This window comes from Pseudoxanthomonas sp. 97-1-1 (assembly GCF_057773125.1).
The window spans coordinates 1,508,424-1,525,000 of record NZ_JBYMTJ010000001.1; the positions used below are offsets into that span (position 1 = coordinate 1,508,424).

Genomic DNA, 16,577 nt, shown 5'->3' on the forward strand with positions numbered 1-16,577 from the left:
CCGCTAGCCCGCCGCGCCACCCGAACGCCCCATGACCCCATCGCACGATGCCGTGCACGCCAGCGCGTGCGAGAACTGCCATACACCGCTGCAGGGCGAGTTCTGCCATGCCTGCGGACAGACCTCGCACAATCCGTTGCGCAGCTTCGGGCATGCGGTGGAGGAAGTGTTCGAGTCGTTCTGGCACCTGGACGGCCGCATCTTCCGCACCCTGCGCACACTGATGTCGCCGGGCAAGCTGGCGAACGCCTACCTGTCAGGCCATCGCGCGCCCTTCGTGGCGCCGCTGCGGCTGTTCGTCGTCCTCAGCGTGCTGACGTTCTTCGTGGGCAAGTTCGCCATGGGCAGCGGCGATGTGCTGAGCCCGCCTGCCGTGGCGGACGGCAAGGGCGGCACGACGGTCCAGGTGACGGGCGCAGGGGACGAAGGCGTCGACTTCGAATCGTTGACCGACCCCGACGAAGTGGTGCGCCTGCGCGACCGGACCATCGACGGGCTGCTGGCCGCGCGCGCCACCATCCCGCCGCCGCTCGCCTTCGCGCGCGGTCGCGTGGAAGACAACATCCGCGGGACCCAGGCGCGGGCACGCGCGCGCATCGCCGCGCTGCAGCCGGATCATCCGGCGCTGGCCGAACCCGACCGGATTCCGAAGGACGGGCCGATGCCGGATTCCACCGGCTCGCTGTTCTCGCAGAACGGAAAGCCATGGCATCCGACCGACAATCCGATCCGGGTGGACTGGCTGCCGGCGTTCGGCAACCGCTGGTTGAACAAGAAGATCGCGCGGGCGCAGGACAACATCCCGCGCCTGCAGAAAGACCCCGAACTGTTCAAGAACACCATGATGGGGTCGGTTCCATCGGCGCTGTTCGTGCTGGTGCCGGTGTTCGCGCTGCTGCTGAAGCTGGCGTACATCGGTACACGCCGGGTGTACCTGGAACACTTGGTGGTGGCGCTCTACAGCCACGCTTACCTGTGCCTGTGCGTGCTGGCGTTCTTCGCCCTGTCCTTCATCGACAGCCTGCTGCCCGCGCAGGCGACCGTGGCACGCGCGCCCGTGTGGCTGGCCGAGCTGCTGATCATGTGCTGGATGCCGGTGTACCTGTTCTGGATGCAGCAGCGCGTCTATCGCCAGCACCCGGTCGTCACGCTGGTGAAGTACCTCGCGCTGGGCATGCTGTACTTCATGCTCGTCGTCACGGCCATGGTCCTGCTGTCCCTGACCAGCCTGGTGAATGCGTAGGGAAACGCCGCACGACGACGCCGTGCAGGCACGCCGCCGTGCACGCCGTTCGTAGTGAGCCCGTCGAACCACGAACGGGATCCGGTGTTCAGTGCTCCCCCCGGCTAGCGATCACGCTGTTGCCGCAGCCATGCGCGCCGCTGGCTGACAGGCACCGCCAGCAGTTCACGACGGAACGCATCCCGGTCCTGCGGCGGCAAGCGCTGCGCCAGCGCGGCCAGATCGTCCCGTTGCTCCGCGTCGAGCTGGTGGAGCACCGAGAGCGCCGCGTCGCGCTCGCCGGGCGGTACGTAGGCGAACAAGGGGTGCAGGCGTGGCCAGTCAGCACCGAGCGCCGGCCCCAAGCGCCATCCGTTGCGCTGCATCGCATCCAGCACGGCGAACTGCGTGCGCAGGGCAGCCTGGTGTTCCGGCGGCAGCGCAGCGACCTCGGCGGCCGCGGCGCGCAACCGCACGCGCTGTACTTCGTCCAGTGCACCCCAGGCGGCGTAGCGCGCGCGACGGTCTTCGCGTTCGTGCAGGGGCAGCGCATCCCACGCAATGCGCCGTTGCTGCCACGCCGCCTGCGCGGACGGTGACATCGCCTGCCAGCGCGCGCCGGGCGCGGCGTCCTGCGCGGCGGAGACGGCGATGCCGGCGATCGAGACCACCAGGCCCACGGCGCCGAGCAGCGCCATCCGCATCTCAACGCGCCGCATCGTCATCCTCCACGGCAGGCGTTTGAGGCGTGCCTGCGCCGGCCACGTACCAGGCCAGGAAGTCGGCCTCGCGGGCGAGGGCCTCCTCGTCGGCATCGGCGAGCAGCGCGAAGTCCACATGTTCGTGCGGCGCCATCGCAGCGTCGGAGCGCACGGCAGGGGCGTCGGCAGCCGGCAGTTCGGCCACGGCGATCACCGGATCCGGAGGCAGCGCCAGCGCGCCGTCGCCGCCCGCCGGGACTCCTGCCGTGCCGGACGGTGGCGGGGCGCCCTGCCTGTCCCACCACCACCACCCTGCCGCAGCGGCCGCCAGCAACAGGGGCACCGCGAGCAGGCTCCAATGCCAGCGTCGGCGGCGCGGAGGAGCCGTCACGGCCAGCGCAGCGGGCTTCGCCACCGGCGGCACGGGGCGCGTGCCGGCAAGGGCGTCCTCCCGCAGGCGGGCCAGTGTGGCGAGACGGTCAGGGGACAGGTCGCGCAGGTGCTGCTGGATGGCTTCCGCCAGCGCACGCCACCCGGCAGCGTCGGGCTGCCCGGCCGCATCACGCGGACAGGCACGGGCCAAGGCATCGCGGTAGGCCGGGTCGTCGATGCCGAGCGCTTCGGCGGCCTCGGCCTCCTGCAGGCCGCCTGCCAGCCGCAGCAGCAGGGCGGCGCGGTCGGCAGGCGCCGGTGCCGCCAGGGCCGCAAGCGAACCCGACCAGTGCGCGTGCGCGCCGTCCGCCCGCAGTTGCGGGGTGGCGGCAAGCAGCGACCAGAAGCGCACCGGCCAGTCCGCCATCGGCAGCGCCGCCGCCTTGGCACGGAACGCGCGCAATGCCGCCGCCAGGGCGACGTCGCCACGGTCGGGGTCTCCGCACTGGAGCGCGGCGAACACCGCGCCCCGGCGTTCGCACCCCCGCAGGAAGGCGGCAAGGGCGGCGGGCGGCGGGTCGGAAGCGGGGGTGGGAGCCATGGCGAAACCGGTTGCGGACGACCCGATCATAGTCAGCCTGCGGGCCCCTATGGACGCTTGACATCGCGCCGGAACCTGCTCTCTTCGGCCGCACAAGGCTTTCCGCGAAAAACGTTGTGCACAGCGGTCACCAAACCGTCATGCCGGGCCCGGGACTCCCCCGTCAGGACATTGTGTCAATCGGGTTTCACGGGCAACTGCATGATTTCATTGAAAAATATAGGGATGGCGCTTTTTTCGCCAAGGTGGCACCGAGGCTTGCAGGACCGTCATCGCGCCGTGAAGCAATCTCGCCATGCACAGATTTATCCACAGCTGGTGTGGATAAATCGGAATCCCCTTGTGGGATGGGCACTTGCGTGATTTTCGTCAAGATTTTGACAGGACATCACCGCAACTGCGCGAGATGTGCCCCCGCCGGGAGGGGCCGATACACTGCACGCAATGTCGCCCGTTTCCGTCCTCCAGGTCGCGCTGCCAGTCCCCCTGCCACGGCTGTTCGACTACCTGCCCCCGCCCGGCCACGCCGCCTCGCCGGAGGACGTGGGCAAGCGGGTCAAGGTGCTGTTCGGCAACCGTGCGCTGACCGGCTTCGTGGCCGGCGTCGGGCAGCCGGCCGATCCGGATCTGGAGCTGCGCCACGCCGAGGCGCTGCTCGATGCCAGCCCCCTGCTGCACGGGGAACTGCTCGACTCGCTGCACTGGCTGGGGCGCTATACGCACGCGCCAATGGGCGAGGTGGTCGCAACGGCCCTGCCGGTCCAGTTGCGCCAGGGCGAGCCGCTGCCGGACACCCACGCCTGGCACTGGCGGCTGACGGAAGCCGGCCGCACCCAGCAGGATCGCCTGCGCGCAGGCAGCCGGCCACGGCGTTTGGCCGACCTGCTGGCCGCACACGCCTCGCTCGACGAGGACGTGCTGGACCTGCACGTGGATGCCGGGCGCGCCACCGCACGAGACCTCGCCAGACGCGGCCTGGCCGAACGCGTCGTCGCGCCCGCCACGACGACGCCCCCTTCGCCCCGGCCTGGTCCGGCGCTCAACGACGAACAGCGCGTCGCGGCCGAGGCGATCACCGGCACGACCGGCTTCGGTGCCCTGCTGCTGGACGGGGTGACCGGCAGCGGCAAGACCGAGGTTTACCTGCACGCGATCGCCGACTGCCTGCATCGTGGACGCCAGGCGCTGGTGCTGGTGCCGGAGATCGGCCTGACGCCGCAGATGCTGGCGCGCTTCCGCGAGCGCCTGGGAGTGCCCGTGCATGCGCTGCACTCCGGCCTCAACGATGGCGAGCGCGCCCGTACCTGGGCCGCCTGCCTGCGTGGTGAGGCACGGGTGATCGTGGGCACGCGTTCGGCGGTGTTCACCCCGTTGCCGGAGGCCGGCCTGATCGTGATCGACGAAGAACACGACGGCAGCTACAAGCAGCAGGACGGCATCCGCTACCACGCACGCGACTTCGCGCTGGTGCGCGGCAAGGCGCAGGACGTGCCGGTGGTACTGGGCAGCGCCACGCCATCGCTGGAGACGCTGCACAACGCGCGCAGCGGCCGCTACGCACACCTGCGCCTGTCGCGGCGCGCGGGCGGGGCGCAACCGCCCGGCGTGCGCGTGCTGGACATGCGCAAGCGACCGCAGCAGGCCGGCCTGCTGCCCGACACGCTGCAGGCCATCCACCAGGCGCTGGAGGCGGATGGCCAGGTACTGGTGTTCAAGAACCGCCGCGGGTACGCCCCGGTGCTGCTGTGCCACGACTGCGGCTGGAGCGCGCACTGCAAGCGCTGCGACAGTGCGATGACGGTGCATGCGGGCGGCAAGCGCCTGCAGTGCCATCACTGCGGCGCGCGGCAGGCCGCCCCTCCGGCATGCCCCGACTGCGGCGGCCTGGCATTGCAACCGCAGGGCATCGGCACGGAGCGGCTGGAGGAAACACTGTCCGACCTGTTCGCCGACGTGCCGGTGCTGCGGGTGGACCGCGGCACCACGCAGAAGCGTGATGGGCTGGCGCAACAACTGGCCAGGCTCGGCGATGCGCCCGGCATCCTGGTAGGCACGCAGATCCTGGCCAAGGGCCACGACCTGCCGCACCTTACCCGCGTGGCGGTGGTCGGCGTGGACGAGGGCCTGTTTTCCACCGACTTCCGTGCGGGCGAGAAGCTCGCCCAGCAGCTGATCCAGGTCGCGGGGCGCGCCGGGCGCGCCGGCAAGCGCGGCGATGTCTGGCTGCAGACGCATCACCCCGATCATCCGCTGTTGAACACGCTGATCACCGGCGGCTACCACGCCTTCGCCGATGCGGAGCTGGAGCAACGCCGGATGGCGGGCTTCCCCCCGTTCGCACATCTGGCCTTGCTGCGTGCGGAAGCCCAGCACGTGGATGCCGCGCACCAGTTCCTGCAGGCCGCCAAGCAGAGCCTGCGCGCGCAGGACGCCACCCTGGAAATGCACGGCCCCCTGCCCGCACCGATGCCACGCCGCGCCGGCCTGCACCGCGTGCAATTGCTGCTGTCCTCGCCGGAACGCCGCACGCTGCACCGCGCACTCGACCTCGCGTTGCCGCAGATCCATGCAATGCCGGAAGCGCGCCGTACGCGCTGGTCGCTCGACATCGACCCGATGGACCTCTACTGATGAGCGCCGACACACACGCTGCCATGACGCCCGCGCGCCGCCTGCGCAGCATCTTCAGCGGCTCGGTCGGCAACCTGGTGGAGTGGTACGACTGGTACGTCTACGCGGCATTCTCGCTGTACTTCGCCGAAGTGTTCTTCCCCGGTGGGGACCGCACCAGTCAGTTGCTGAAGACCGCCGCGATCTTCGCGGTGGGTTTCCTGATGCGCCCGCTCGGCGGCTGGCTGCTGGGCCGCTACGCCGATCGCCATGGCCGCAAGCGCGCGTTGATGCTGTCGGTGGTGATGATGTGTGCGGGTTCGCTCATCATCGCCTGCACGCCGGGCTACGCGACCATCGGCGTGGCGGCACCGATCCTGCTGGTGATGGCGCGGCTGCTGCAGGGCCTGTCCGTCGGCGGCGAATACGGCACATCGGCGACCTATCTCAGCGAGATGGCCACGCGCGGGCATCGCGGCTTCTGGTCCAGCTTCCAGTACGTCACGCTGGTGATGGGCCACCTGATCGCGTTGGCCGTACTGATCGCGTTGCAGCGCGTATTCCTGACCGACGGGCAGCTGCGCGAATGGGGCTGGCGCATCCCGTTCGCGATCGGCGCCGCGGCGGCGCTGGTGGCATTGTGGCTGCGCCGGAACATGGTGGAGACCGAATCGTTCTCCCGCCGCGAGGCTGCGGGCACGCCAGACCAGCAGGAGGCGCAGGGCACGCTGCGTGCCCTGATGCAACACCCACGTGCGGTGCTCGCCGTGGTCGGACTGACGATGGGTGGCACGCTGGCGTTCTACACATACACGACCTACGTGCACAAATTCCTCGTCAACAGCGCGGGCATGGCCAGCCAGACGGCCAGCCTGATCAACGCCTCGACGCTGTTCTTCTTCATGCTGCTGCAGCCGGTGGTCGGTGCGCTGTCCGACCGGATCGGCCGTCGACGCATCCTGATCGCCTTCGGTGTGCTGGGCACGTTGTGCACGTGGCCGATCCTGTCGACGCTGCAGACGGTCTCCAGCCCGGCGCAGGCATTCTGGCTGCTGATGGCGGCGCTGGTGATCCTCAGCGGCTACACCGCGATCAACGCAGTGGTGAAAGCAGAGATGTTTCCCGTCGAGATCCGCGCCCTCGGCGTCGGCTTGCCCTATGCGCTGACCGTGGCGATTTTCGGCGGCACCGCCGACATGGTCGCGCTCTGGTTCAAGGACATCGGCCACGAAACCGGCTTCTACTGGTATGTCACGGCGTGCATCGCATGCTCGCTGCTGGTGTACCTGTGGATGCCCGATACGCGCGAGACCTCGCTGATCGATCGCGATCCGGAATGATCCTGCGCGCCCCGGATACGGCGCGTGCGACAATCCGCGACGACGCCACGCGACCATGGCAGCAGGAGACGGCATGCAGGCAGGACACCATCTCGTCATCGTCGGCGGCGGCTTCGCCGGACTCTGGGCCACGCGTGCGCTGGCTTCCGCGCCGGTACGCATCACCCTGATCGACCGCCACAACCACCATCTGTTCCAGCCCCTGCTTTACCAGGTGGCCACCGCCGGGCTGTCCGCACCCGATATCGCCGCGCCGCTGCGCCACATCCTGCGCAAACAGGAGAACGTCGAAGTACGGCTGGCCGATGTTGCATCGATCGAGCCGGATGCAAGGCAGGTCGTCCTGGCGGACGGCACGACGATCATGTTCGACTCGTTGCTGCTGGCCACGGGCGCGACGCACGCTTACTTCGGTCACGACGAATGGGCGCGACACGCACCGGGCCTGAAGACGCTGGATGATGCGCTGCAACTGCGACGTCACCTGCTGCTCGCGTTCGAGCGTGCGGAGGCAGAGACCGATCCAGGCAGGCGCGCCGCATGGCTGAGCTTCGCGATCGTCGGCGGTGGACCGACCGGGGTCGAACTGGCGGGCACGCTGGCGGAGATCGCGCGGCACACGCTGAAGAACGAATTCCGCCGCATCGATCCCTCGCAGGCGCGCGTGCGACTGGTGGAAGCGGGACCGCGCGTGCTGGCTTCGTTTCCCGACGCACTGTCGGAAAAGGCGCGCAGGCAACTGGAAAAACTGGGCGTCGAGGTCGTGACCGGCACGCCGGTCAGCGACATCACCGACGAGGGTTACCGGCTGGGCGACGCCTTCGTGCCCGCGAAGACGGTGGTGTGGGCGGCCGGTGTGGCGGCATCACCGCTTGCGCGCTCGCTGGACGTGCCCCTGGACCGCGCCGGCCGCGTGCCGGTGCAGCCCGATCTCAGCGTCACGGGGCATCCGGACATCTTCGTCGCGGGAGATCTCGCCGCCGTGACCTCGGACGGGCGTCCCGTGCCCGGCGTGGCGCCGGCGGCGAAACAGATGGGCCGGCACGTGGCGCAGGTGCTGCGTGCGCGACTGTCGGGTGGTCCGGCGCCCGGCGCGTTCCGCTACCAGGACTACGGCAATCTCGCGACGATCGGGCGGATGGCGGCGGTGTTGGATTTCGGTCGGTTGAAATTTTCCGGGCTGCTGGCGTGGTGGTTCTGGCTGACCGCGCACGTGTTCTTCCTGATCGGCTTCCGCAACCGCCTGGTCGTGCTGCTGAACTGGTGCTGGGCATACTGGAGCTACCAGCGCGGCGCGCGGATCATCCTCGGCAAGGACGAGGATCAGCCGGGATCGACGCGGCAGGCGTAGCAGCCGGGACGTGCGTTATGCACGTGCAGATAGGCGACGCCGGGCGCATCGAGCAGACGCTGCAGGTGCGGTGACGCGTTCGCGCCTTCCACCACCTCGGCGTCCCGCATCAGACCGTCCTCGTCATAGGCCCGTAGCGACAGCAACCGGCGCGGGAATGACGGCGGCAATGTGTCGTGGTATTCGGCGGCATGGATATGCAGCGCCGCTTCGCGCACGTAGATCGGCCCACTGGCGCGATACGGACCGGCGACATCGTGGTGCAGATAGGGAAGCAGCAGCAGGGTCTCGCCCTGCTGCGCATCCTGCAGCGTGACGCGGCAGGGAAAGCCACGGTCGGCATCGGCGACGACGCGACGGATGTTGCGCGCCGCCAGTGCGGCGGCGTCGAGCGCGAACAGAGGACGGAAGGGTTCGGGCGACAGCCCGCGGATCACGAACGACATGGCATCACGCTGCGGGAAACGGGATGCCATGTTCGTGTCGCCCTTGAGGCGGCGCTATCCGGATCTTGTCCGGCCTACTTCGGGTCCAGCGGATAGCGCTTGCCGTCGGCCATGACCAGCTCGCCGTCGCCGATGCGCTCGCTGTCCGCATCGACCGTGATGAATTCGGCCTCGAGGCGGCCTGCGCCCTTGCTGCCTTTCAGGTCGAAGACATACAGCTCGCCTTCCGCTGCCCAGGACGCGTCACGGTCGAAGGCCGCCTCGCGGATGTCGCCGATGTGGCGTTGCACGACCGGATGCGCCTGCATCGCCGCGTTGGCCTGCAGCACGAAGATGCCATCCTGCCGCGCGAACGTGTCGGGCACCTCGCCGCGATCCGTATCGATGCGCGGCGACGCCAGTTCGCCCTCCATCGGCGCCTCGCCCTCGAACGCAATCTCGCGGCCATCGGCGAGCGTCAGCACACCCTTGCCGAGACGCTCGGTGTCGGCGTCCACGGTGATGAATTCCGCGAGGATGCGGCCACGGCCCTTGTCGCCCGCCAGTGCGAACACGAACTCGTTGGCACCCTCGGCCTCGCCCGTGGCAGCCAGGTCGAATTCGAACGAGGCGAGCGTGCCGATGTGCTGCTGCACCAGCGGGTAGCGCTGCACGGCGACGCGCGCCTGGCGGGTGAAGATGTTGTCCTGCATATCGCCGAACAGGCCATCGACGCCCGCCTCATCGGCGGGCTCGTCTTCACCGCGCGGCTCGCCTTCGAACGGCAAGCGGCGGCCATTGGCCAGCGTCAGCACGCCCTTGCCGAGGCGTTCGGTCTCGGCACTGACGGTGATGAAGTCCGCTTCCAATCGCCCACGGCCCTTGTCGCCCACCACGTCGAACACGAAGGTGTTCATGCCCGGCGCGGCACCGGTAGCCTCCGTGTCGATCTCGAATGTCGTGATCTGGCCGATGTGCTGGCGGATCAGCGGATACCGCTGCGCGGCTTCCTGCGCCTGGCGGGTGAAGAGATCGGCGCCCGCCCCGACGTCCTCATCATGGTCGTGCCCATGGTGGTCGTCTTCCGCAGCCAACGCGTCGGCGTCGCCTTCGATCACGTGCTCGGTGCCGTCCGACATCACCAGCACGCCAGGGCCGAGCGCCTCCTCCGTTGCACTGACGGTGATGAAACGCGCGGTGACGCGCCCCTTGCCACGGCTGCCCTCGACGTCGAACACCAGTACGTCCGGGCCGGGCTGGTCCATGCTCGCGGCATCGTCCAGCACGACCTTGCGAATCGCGCCAAGCTGCGCGGACACCACCGGATCGATCTGCATCGCGGCGCGCGCCTGCGCGTCGTATTCCTCGCGATCGATGCTGAAACTCACGCCGCGCGTTTCGCCGGAGGATTTGGTGTTGCCGGTTTCGGCCGCCATGGCCGGCGTGCCGCCCGCGCCCGCCCCCATGCCGCATGCCAATGCCAACGCGAGTACCCACTGCCGCTTGTTGCCCCACGCCATGCCCTGCTCCTTTAGTTGCCGCCCGAGGCGGATCGCGGCGTAGTGGATCACACTTCCGTCGATCGATGAACCTTGCAAACGAAAAGAGGCCCCTTACGGGGCCTCTTCAGTACGCTGACGCGATGCCGGGTCAGGCCGCGAACAGCGCCTTCATCTTCTTCAGCGCGTTGGCTTCCACCTGGCGGACACGCTCGGCGGAAATGCCGTACTCGTCGGCAAGTTCCTGTAGCGTGATCTTGCTTTCGCCATCCAGCCAGCGGCGCTTGATGATGTCGCGCGAACGCTCATCCAGATTCGCCAGGCCTTCGCGCAGCAGTTCCATCTGATTGTCTTCGCTGTCCGCACGCTCGTAGGCTTGCGAAGGATCCTCATCGTGGGCGACCAGGTAGCTGGCCGGAGAGGGCGGGGCATGATCCTCGTCCTCGTCAGAGGAGGCGTCGAAACCGATGTCACGACCAGACAGGCGCGCTTCCATCTCCAGCACTTCGCGCTCGGACACGTTGAGGTCCTTGGCGATGACGCTGACTTCCTCGGCATTCATCCAGCCCAGGCGTGTCTTGGACTTGCGCAGGTTGAAGAACAGCTTGCGCTGCGCCTTGGTCGTGGCGACCTTCACGATGCGCCAGTTCTTCAGGATGAACTCGTGCATCTCGGCACGGATCCAGTGCACGGCGAAACTCACCAGGCGCACGCCCATGTCGGGATCGAAACGCTTCACCGCCTTCATCAGGCCGATGTTGCCTTCCTGGATCAGATCCCCCAGCGGCAGGCCGTAGCCGTTGTAACCGCGGGCGACATGCACCACGAAGCGCAGGTGCGAATGCACCAGCTCGCGCGCCGCGTCGAGGTCTTCATCCTCGCGATAACGGTGGGCGAGCGCTCGCTCGTCCTCGACCGACAGCACCTGGATCTGGTGCACGGCACTGATGTAGGCGTCCAGCGAACCCAGGGCACTGGGAATCGGCAGGCTGTTGGTGACCAGGGCGGTAGTAGGAGTGTTCTGGCTCATGGGCAGGGATGTTAGCAGTCGGGGGGTTCGACTGCTAACCACCAGGGAAGTTCCCCATTGTCCTACGTCTGCAACAATCTCCCTCCGGCGGACTAGTCCAGGAATATTCCTGTCCTATCAATTACTTGGCAATCCCGGATCACGTAATGCCCAGCTAGTTCGGAAATCCCTCACCCGCCCCGGCGATCTGGCGTTCAGGTTCGGGAGGACATCGCCACGACGGCGGGCGGCGCTTTCCGAGCCTGCCTCGCCAGCACCTGGGCGGCAAGGTCGTCGGCACCCTCCAAACGCGAAGGATGGAAGTCCCGATGCAGGTAGTCGCGCAGGTGACGAAGGGTGCGGCGCGCCATCCCATGCCCCTTCCCGAAGTGATGGGCCACCTGGCGCCAGGAGGCCTTTCTCCACACCAAGCGATCCTGGGCCAACAGTGACGTGGCCATGCCGATCATCAAGGCGTAGAAAAGCGTGGTTGTCGTCAGCGCGCCCAGCAAGCGCACCGCGTAGCGAGGCGCAATCGCCTGCAGCAGATCGAACGCGACTGCACGGTGCTCGATCTCTTCTGCGAAGTGCCATTCCATCAGGTCGCGCACACTTGGATCCGCCTCGACCAGGATCGACTGCGACAGGAACTCATACCCCAGGAAGGCGTTGATGTGTTCGACGCAGCTCACCAGTGAGACCCGTAGCCAAAGCGGCGCGTAGCGGTCCATCGTGCGGAAGACGACACGATCTACCGTGCGCTCGAAGCCACGGTATGCGTATCCCTGCGCATCCAGGTTGTCCCAGTAGCGCTTGTGCGCCACTCCATGTTGCGCCTCCTGCCGGATAAACGCCTGGCAGCGCCCGCGCAGCGCGTCGCTGGCAACATGCGGCATGCACGCATTGAGCGTCCGGATATAGAAGGCTTCGTTCGCGGGCACCAGGATGGTGTATGCATTGAGCAGCGACGAAACCACTTCGTTGCCCGGTAACCAGTGCCGGGGAATGTCGAGAGGAAGGCCTGCAACGAAGCGTCGCGGCGTGATGGATTCACTCATGTCTCTGCCCTGCCCGTGCTCACCGGCGAGGGCGAAGGCGTCCTGACCCACTGCATCGATTCACCCACAGCGGAGCGGTCGTCGAAGAGTATCGGCAGTGCACCCTTGCGATCATGGAGATGCCGGGGGCGCGGCGCCCTTCTGCGCCTGCCGCAATACGCGCAGGAGGTTGCCGCCCCAGATTTTCCGGATGTCCACTTCGGAGTAGCCTGCCGCCAGCAGCGCCTCGGTGATCCGTGGCAGGGCACTGACATCTTCCAGGCCAACGACGCCACCGCCGCCATCCCAGTCTGCGCCGATGCCGACATGATCCACGCCAGCAACCTTCAGGATGTGCAGCAGGTGTGCCATGTATTCGTCGAACGTCGCCCGTCTGGCGGGATACCGCACGTCTATTGCGCGGCGCTCGGCCAGATAGTCCGCCACGCGATCCGCCGGCAGCCTGTTTTCGGGGCCGAACGTCTTCGACAGGCTTTCCATCGTCGCTTCGCGTTCTGGAATCTTCGGGATGTCGACCAGGTAGCCGCCGTAAGCATTGACGTGGATCACCCCGCCTTTCGCCGCGAGGTGGCGGATTCTCGCGTCGTCGATATTACGCGGATGGTCGTAGATCGCATCGGCACTCGTATGCGACAAGACAATCGGCGCCGAAGACAGCGCGAGCAACTGGTCGAACACCGCGTCGCTGGCATGCGACGCATCCAGCACGATGCCAAGCCGGTTCGCTTCGGCCACCAGAGCCCGTCCGGCCGGACTGAGTCCCTTCCACTCGGCACCTGCCGGATCGGTGGAAGAATCGCCGAAATCATTGTTGCGTACATGGGTGATGCCGAGCATGCGCAACCCCAGGCGATGGTAAGCCGTCAGCAGGGTTGGATCACTCGCCAGCGGCGCGGCGTTTTCCATGCTGATGAACGACACGCGCTTGCCGGCACCGGCGATCCGCTCGGCGTCATCCGCGGTGAGCGCGAGTTCCATCTCGGCAGGATGCGCCGCGAGCATCTCCAGGATACTGGCGAGACGCTCGAGACCATGGTCGCGCGCGGCGCGTTTGCCGGTGTCATCGCGCGCACCCTGGGCCGTGTAGATCACCCAGAAGCCTCCATCCAGCCCACCAGCCTTCATGCGCGGCAGGTCGACCTGCGAGAGATCGCCTTCATGCTGGTGATTGTCTGCGATGCTCCAGCCGGGGCGCCGCAGATTCGCGGGCGTGTCCAGATGCGTATCAAGCACCAGCGCTGCTTCATGCACGCGTTGCGCCGTTATCGACGTGCCTCCTGCCGCAGCATCAGCACCGGGCACGATCAGCGCAATCGCCAAGATCAATCGACACCGCTTCATGCATCGTCCCCCTGTGAGATGAGGATCGATTGTTGGCCAAAGCGACGCAAGAAAAAACCCCCGTCCTATCGGACGGGGGTTTCGGGGTAAAGCCCCTGGCGATGACCTACTCTTGCATGGCTTAAGCCACACTACCATCGGCGCGGCTGCGTTTCACTTCCGTGTTCGGGATGGGAACGGGTGGGACCACAGCGCTAATTTCACCAGGGAGAGGGTTGGAGCGTCGCCATCCAAGGAACGGATTAAGGCGCCAATCTCTCATAGGGTCTTGTGACGTAGCGGGCATTGGATTTTCTCTGACGATATCGTCGAGTCCAAGGCCACTTGAGGTTATATGGTCAAGCCACACGGATCATTAGTATCAGTTAGCTCAATGGGTTGCCCCACTTACACACCTGACCTATCAACCACCTAGTCTTGATGGTTCCTTTAGGGGGCTTGTGCCCCGGGAGATCTCATCTTGAGGCGCGCTTCCCGCTTAGATGCTTTCAGCGGTTATCGCTTCCGAACATAGCTACCCGGCAATGCCACTGGCGTGACAACCGGAACACCAGAGGTTCGTCCACTCCGGTCCTCTCGTACTAGGAGCAGCCCCTCTCAAATCTCCAACGCCCATGGCAGATAGGGACCGAACTGTCTCACGACGTTCTGAACCCAGCTCGCGTACCACTTTAAATGGCGAACAGCCATACCCTTGGGACCGACTACAGCCCCAGGATGTGATGAGCCGACATCGAGGTGCCAAACACCGCCGTCGATATGAACTCTTGGGCGGTATCAGCCTGTTATCCCCGGAGTACCTTTTATCCGTTGAGCGATGGCCCTTCCATACAGAACCACCGGATCACTAAGTCCTACTTTCGTACCTGCTTGATCCGTCGATCTCGCAGTCAAGCACGCTTATGCCTTTGCACACAGTGCGCGATGTCCGACCGCGCTGAGCGTACCTTCGAGCTCCTCCGTTACTCTTTGGGAGGAGACCGCCCCAGTCAAACTACCCACCATACATGGTCCCCGATCCGGATTACGGACCTAGGTTAGAACGTCAAGCACATCAGGGTGGTATTTCAAGGTTGGCTCCACCGAAGCTAGCGCCTCGGTTTCATAGCCTCCCACCTATCCTACACAGACGAACTCAACGTTCAATGTAAAGCTATAGTAAAGGTTCACGGGGTCTTTCCGTCTTGCCACGGGAACGCTGCATCTTCACAGCGATTTCAATTTCACTGAGTCTCGGGTGGAGACAGCGCCGCTGTCGTTACGCCATTCGTGCAGGTCGGAACTTACCCGACAAGGAATTTCGCTACCTTAGGACCGTTATAGTTACGGCCGCCGTTTACTGGGGCTTCGATCAAGAGCTTCGCCTTGCGGCTGACCCCATCAATTAACCTTCCAGCACCGGGCAGGCGTCACACCCTATACGTCCACTTTCGTGTTTGCAGAGTGCTGTGTTTTTGATAAACAGTCGCAGCGGCCTGGTTTCTGCGACCCCCCTCAGCTATAGCCCGCATGGGCCACCAAAGAGGGTGCACCTTCTCCCGAAGTTACGGTGCCATGTTGCCTAGTTCCTTCACCCGAGTTCTCTCAAGCGCCTGAGAATTCTCATCCTACCCACCTGTGTCGGTTTACGGTACGGTCTGCGTGAGCTGAAGCTTAGGAGCTTTTCCTGGAAGCGTGGTATCAGTGACTTCGTCCAAAAGGACTCGTCTCGGTGCTCGGTCTTAAAGGATCCCGGATTTGCCAAAGATCCAAACCTACCGCCTTTCCCCGGGACAACCAACGCCCGGTACACCTAACCTTCTCCGTCCCTCCATCGCACTCACGCGAGGTGCAGGAATATTAACCTGCTTCCCATCGACTACGGCTTTCGCCCTCGCCTTAGGGACCGACTAACCCTGCGTCGATTAACGTTGCGCAAGGAAACCTTGGGCTTTCGGCGTGCGGGCTTTTCACCCGCATTATCGTTACTCATGTCAGCATTCGCACTTCCGATACCTCCAGCAACCTTCTCAAGTCACCTTCAACGGCTTACGGAACGCTCCTCTACCGCGCATAACAAAGTTATGCACCCCAAGCTTCGGTTTCGTGCTTAGCCCCGTTAAATCTTCCGCGCAGACCGACTCGACCAGTGAGCTATTACGCTTTCTTTAAAGGGTGGCTGCTTCTAAGCCAACCTCCTGGCTGTCTGTGCCTTTCCACATCGTTTTCCACTTAGCACGAAATTTGGGACCTTAGCTGTGGGTCTGGGTTGTTTCCCTTTTCACGACGGACGTTAGCACCCGCCGTGTGTCTCCCGTACATTCTGTCTTGGTATTCGGAGTTTGCCATGGTTTGCTAAGACGCGATGTCCCGCTAGCCATAACAGTGCTCTACCCCCAAGAAGATTCATACGAGGCGCTACCTAAATAGCTTTCGAGGAGAACCAGCTATCTCCGGGTTCGATTAGCTTTTCACTCCTAATCACACCTCATCCCCTACCTTTGCAACGGGAGTGGGTTCGGGCCTCCAGTACCTGTTACGGCACCTTCACCCTGGGCATGACTAGATCACCCGGTTTCGGGTCTACTGCCCGCGACTATGCGCCCTTATCAGACTCGGTTTCCCTTCGCCTCCCCTATACGGTTAAGCTTGCCACGAACAGTAAGTCGCTGACCCATTATACAAAAGGTACGCAGTCACCCTTGCGGGCTCCTACTGCTTGTACGCACACGGTTTCAGGATCTATTTCACTCCCCTCTCCGGGGTTCTTTTCGCCTTTCCCTCACGGTACTGGTTCACTATCGGTCGGTCAGGAGTATTTAGCCTTGGAGGATGGTCCCCCCATGTTCAGACAGGGTTTCTCGTGCCCCGCCTTACTCGTCTTCACTGAAAAGGTCCTTTCGAATACCGGGCTGTCACCGTCTATGGCCAGTCTTTCCAGACTGTTCTTCTAAAACCAATCCAGCTTAAGGGCTGGTCCCCGTTCGCTCGTCACTACTCAGGGAATCTCGGTTGATTTCTTTTCCTCCGGTTACTTAGATATTTCAGTTCACCGGGTTTGCCTCCAGC

11 protein-coding genes and 2 rRNA genes (1 of these 13 only partly in view) are annotated in these 16,577 nt (G+C 65.2%); 4 read left to right on the forward strand and 9 right to left on the reverse strand.

What is annotated here, in order from left to right; all coding sequences use genetic code 11:
• The first annotated feature begins 31 nt into the window (after nt 1–31).
• Nucleotides 32–1,243: a DUF3667 domain-containing protein gene (locus tag AC3DET_RS07025; RefSeq protein WP_488391138.1), complete on the forward strand. Its 1,212-nt coding sequence runs from the start codon at nt 32–34 to the stop codon at nt 1,241–1,243.
• A 104-nt stretch (nt 1,244–1,347) separates the two neighbouring features.
• Here the strand turns inward: AC3DET_RS07025 and AC3DET_RS07030 are convergent, their stop codons facing one another.
• Complete coding sequence (locus AC3DET_RS07030) at nt 1,348–1,941, reverse strand: DUF3106 domain-containing protein (protein WP_488391139.1); 594 nt, start codon at nt 1,939–1,941, stop codon at nt 1,348–1,350.
• A complete protein-coding gene (locus AC3DET_RS07035; protein ID WP_488391140.1) occupies nt 1,928–2,896 on the reverse strand; it encodes a hypothetical protein in 969 nt (322 codons plus the stop codon). Before AC3DET_RS07035 ends, AC3DET_RS07030 begins: the two co-directional genes overlap by 14 nt.
• 444 nt (nt 2,897–3,340) lie before the next feature.
• On the opposite strand from AC3DET_RS07035, the gene AC3DET_RS07040 reads away from it, so the two are divergent.
• The 3 genes from AC3DET_RS07040 (at nt 3,341) to AC3DET_RS07050 (ending at nt 8,197) form a co-directional block, all read left to right on the forward strand.
• Nucleotides 3,341–5,527 carry a primosomal protein N' gene (locus AC3DET_RS07040; protein WP_488391141.1) on the forward strand — a complete coding sequence of 729 codons (2,187 nt, stop codon included), beginning with the start codon at nt 3,341–3,343 and terminating at the stop codon, nt 5,525–5,527.
• Nucleotides 5,527–6,846: an MFS transporter gene (locus tag AC3DET_RS07045; protein ID WP_446538435.1), complete on the forward strand. Its 1,320-nt coding sequence runs from the start codon at nt 5,527–5,529 to the stop codon at nt 6,844–6,846. The genes AC3DET_RS07040 and AC3DET_RS07045 overlap by 1 nt, the downstream gene beginning before the upstream one ends.
• A 73-nt stretch (nt 6,847–6,919) precedes the next feature.
• Entirely contained in the window at nt 6,920–8,197 is a 1,278-nt protein-coding gene (locus tag AC3DET_RS07050) for an NAD(P)/FAD-dependent oxidoreductase (RefSeq protein WP_488391142.1), read from the forward strand.
• Here AC3DET_RS07050 and AC3DET_RS07055 read toward each other — a convergent pair.
• The 7 genes from AC3DET_RS07055 to AC3DET_RS07085 form a co-directional block, all read right to left on the reverse strand.
• Nucleotides 8,170–8,673, reverse strand: a complete 504-nt coding sequence (locus AC3DET_RS07055; protein WP_225590746.1) for a DUF1203 domain-containing protein — start codon at nt 8,671–8,673, stop codon at nt 8,170–8,172. The two genes, AC3DET_RS07050 and AC3DET_RS07055, sit on opposite strands and share 28 nt — an antisense overlap.
• A 44-nt stretch (nt 8,674–8,717) precedes the next feature.
• Nucleotides 8,718–10,142 carry a hypothetical protein gene (locus AC3DET_RS07060; protein WP_446538438.1) on the reverse strand — a complete coding sequence of 475 codons (1,425 nt, stop codon included), beginning with the start codon at nt 10,140–10,142 and terminating at the stop codon, nt 8,718–8,720.
• 130 nt (nt 10,143–10,272) lie between these two features.
• Nucleotides 10,273–11,151, reverse strand: a complete 879-nt coding sequence (gene rpoH, locus AC3DET_RS07065; protein WP_192199889.1) for an RNA polymerase sigma factor RpoH — start codon at nt 11,149–11,151, stop codon at nt 10,273–10,275.
• A 194-nt stretch (nt 11,152–11,345) separates the two neighbouring features.
• Entirely contained in the window at nt 11,346–12,188 is an 843-nt protein-coding gene (locus AC3DET_RS07070; protein WP_488391143.1) for a metal-dependent hydrolase, read from the reverse strand.
• A 111-nt stretch (nt 12,189–12,299) separates the two neighbouring features.
• Nucleotides 12,300–13,529: a dipeptidase gene (locus tag AC3DET_RS07075; RefSeq protein WP_488391144.1), complete on the reverse strand. Its 1,230-nt coding sequence runs from the start codon at nt 13,527–13,529 to the stop codon at nt 12,300–12,302.
• 93 nt (nt 13,530–13,622) lie between these two features.
• A 5S ribosomal RNA gene (gene rrf / locus AC3DET_RS07080) occupies nt 13,623–13,737 on the reverse strand.
• 126 nt (nt 13,738–13,863) lie between these two features.
• Nucleotides 13,864–16,577, reverse strand: a 23S ribosomal RNA gene (locus AC3DET_RS07085); it runs 165 nt beyond the window's last position.

What these genes read in the sequence shown, in the direction of transcription:
- AC3DET_RS07025 (WP_488391138.1), top strand. Translation starts at nt 32, where the DNA reads ATGACCCCATCGCACGATGCCGTGCACGCCAGCGCGTGCGAGAACTGC.
- AC3DET_RS07030 (WP_488391139.1), bottom strand. Translation starts at nt 1,941, where the DNA reads ATGCGGCGCGTTGAGATGCGGATGGCGCTGCTCGGCGCCGTGGGCCTG.
- AC3DET_RS07035 (WP_488391140.1), bottom strand. Translation starts at nt 2,896, where the DNA reads ATGGCTCCCACCCCCGCTTCCGACCCGCCGCCCGCCGCCCTTGCCGCC.
- AC3DET_RS07040 (WP_488391141.1), top strand. Translation starts at nt 3,341, where the DNA reads ATGTCGCCCGTTTCCGTCCTCCAGGTCGCGCTGCCAGTCCCCCTGCCA.
- AC3DET_RS07045 (WP_446538435.1), top strand. Translation starts at nt 5,527, where the DNA reads ATGAGCGCCGACACACACGCTGCCATGACGCCCGCGCGCCGCCTGCGC.
- AC3DET_RS07050 (WP_488391142.1), top strand. Translation starts at nt 6,920, where the DNA reads ATGCAGGCAGGACACCATCTCGTCATCGTCGGCGGCGGCTTCGCCGGA.
- AC3DET_RS07055 (WP_225590746.1), bottom strand. Translation starts at nt 8,673, where the DNA reads ATGGCATCCCGTTTCCCGCAGCGTGATGCCATGTCGTTCGTGATCCGC.
- AC3DET_RS07060 (WP_446538438.1), bottom strand. Translation starts at nt 10,142, where the DNA reads ATGGCGTGGGGCAACAAGCGGCAGTGGGTACTCGCGTTGGCATTGGCA.
- rpoH (WP_192199889.1), bottom strand. Translation starts at nt 11,151, where the DNA reads ATGAGCCAGAACACTCCTACTACCGCCCTGGTCACCAACAGCCTGCCG.
- AC3DET_RS07070 (WP_488391143.1), bottom strand. Translation starts at nt 12,188, where the DNA reads ATGAGTGAATCCATCACGCCGCGACGCTTCGTTGCAGGCCTTCCTCTC.
- AC3DET_RS07075 (WP_488391144.1), bottom strand. Translation starts at nt 13,529, where the DNA reads ATGAAGCGGTGTCGATTGATCTTGGCGATTGCGCTGATCGTGCCCGGT.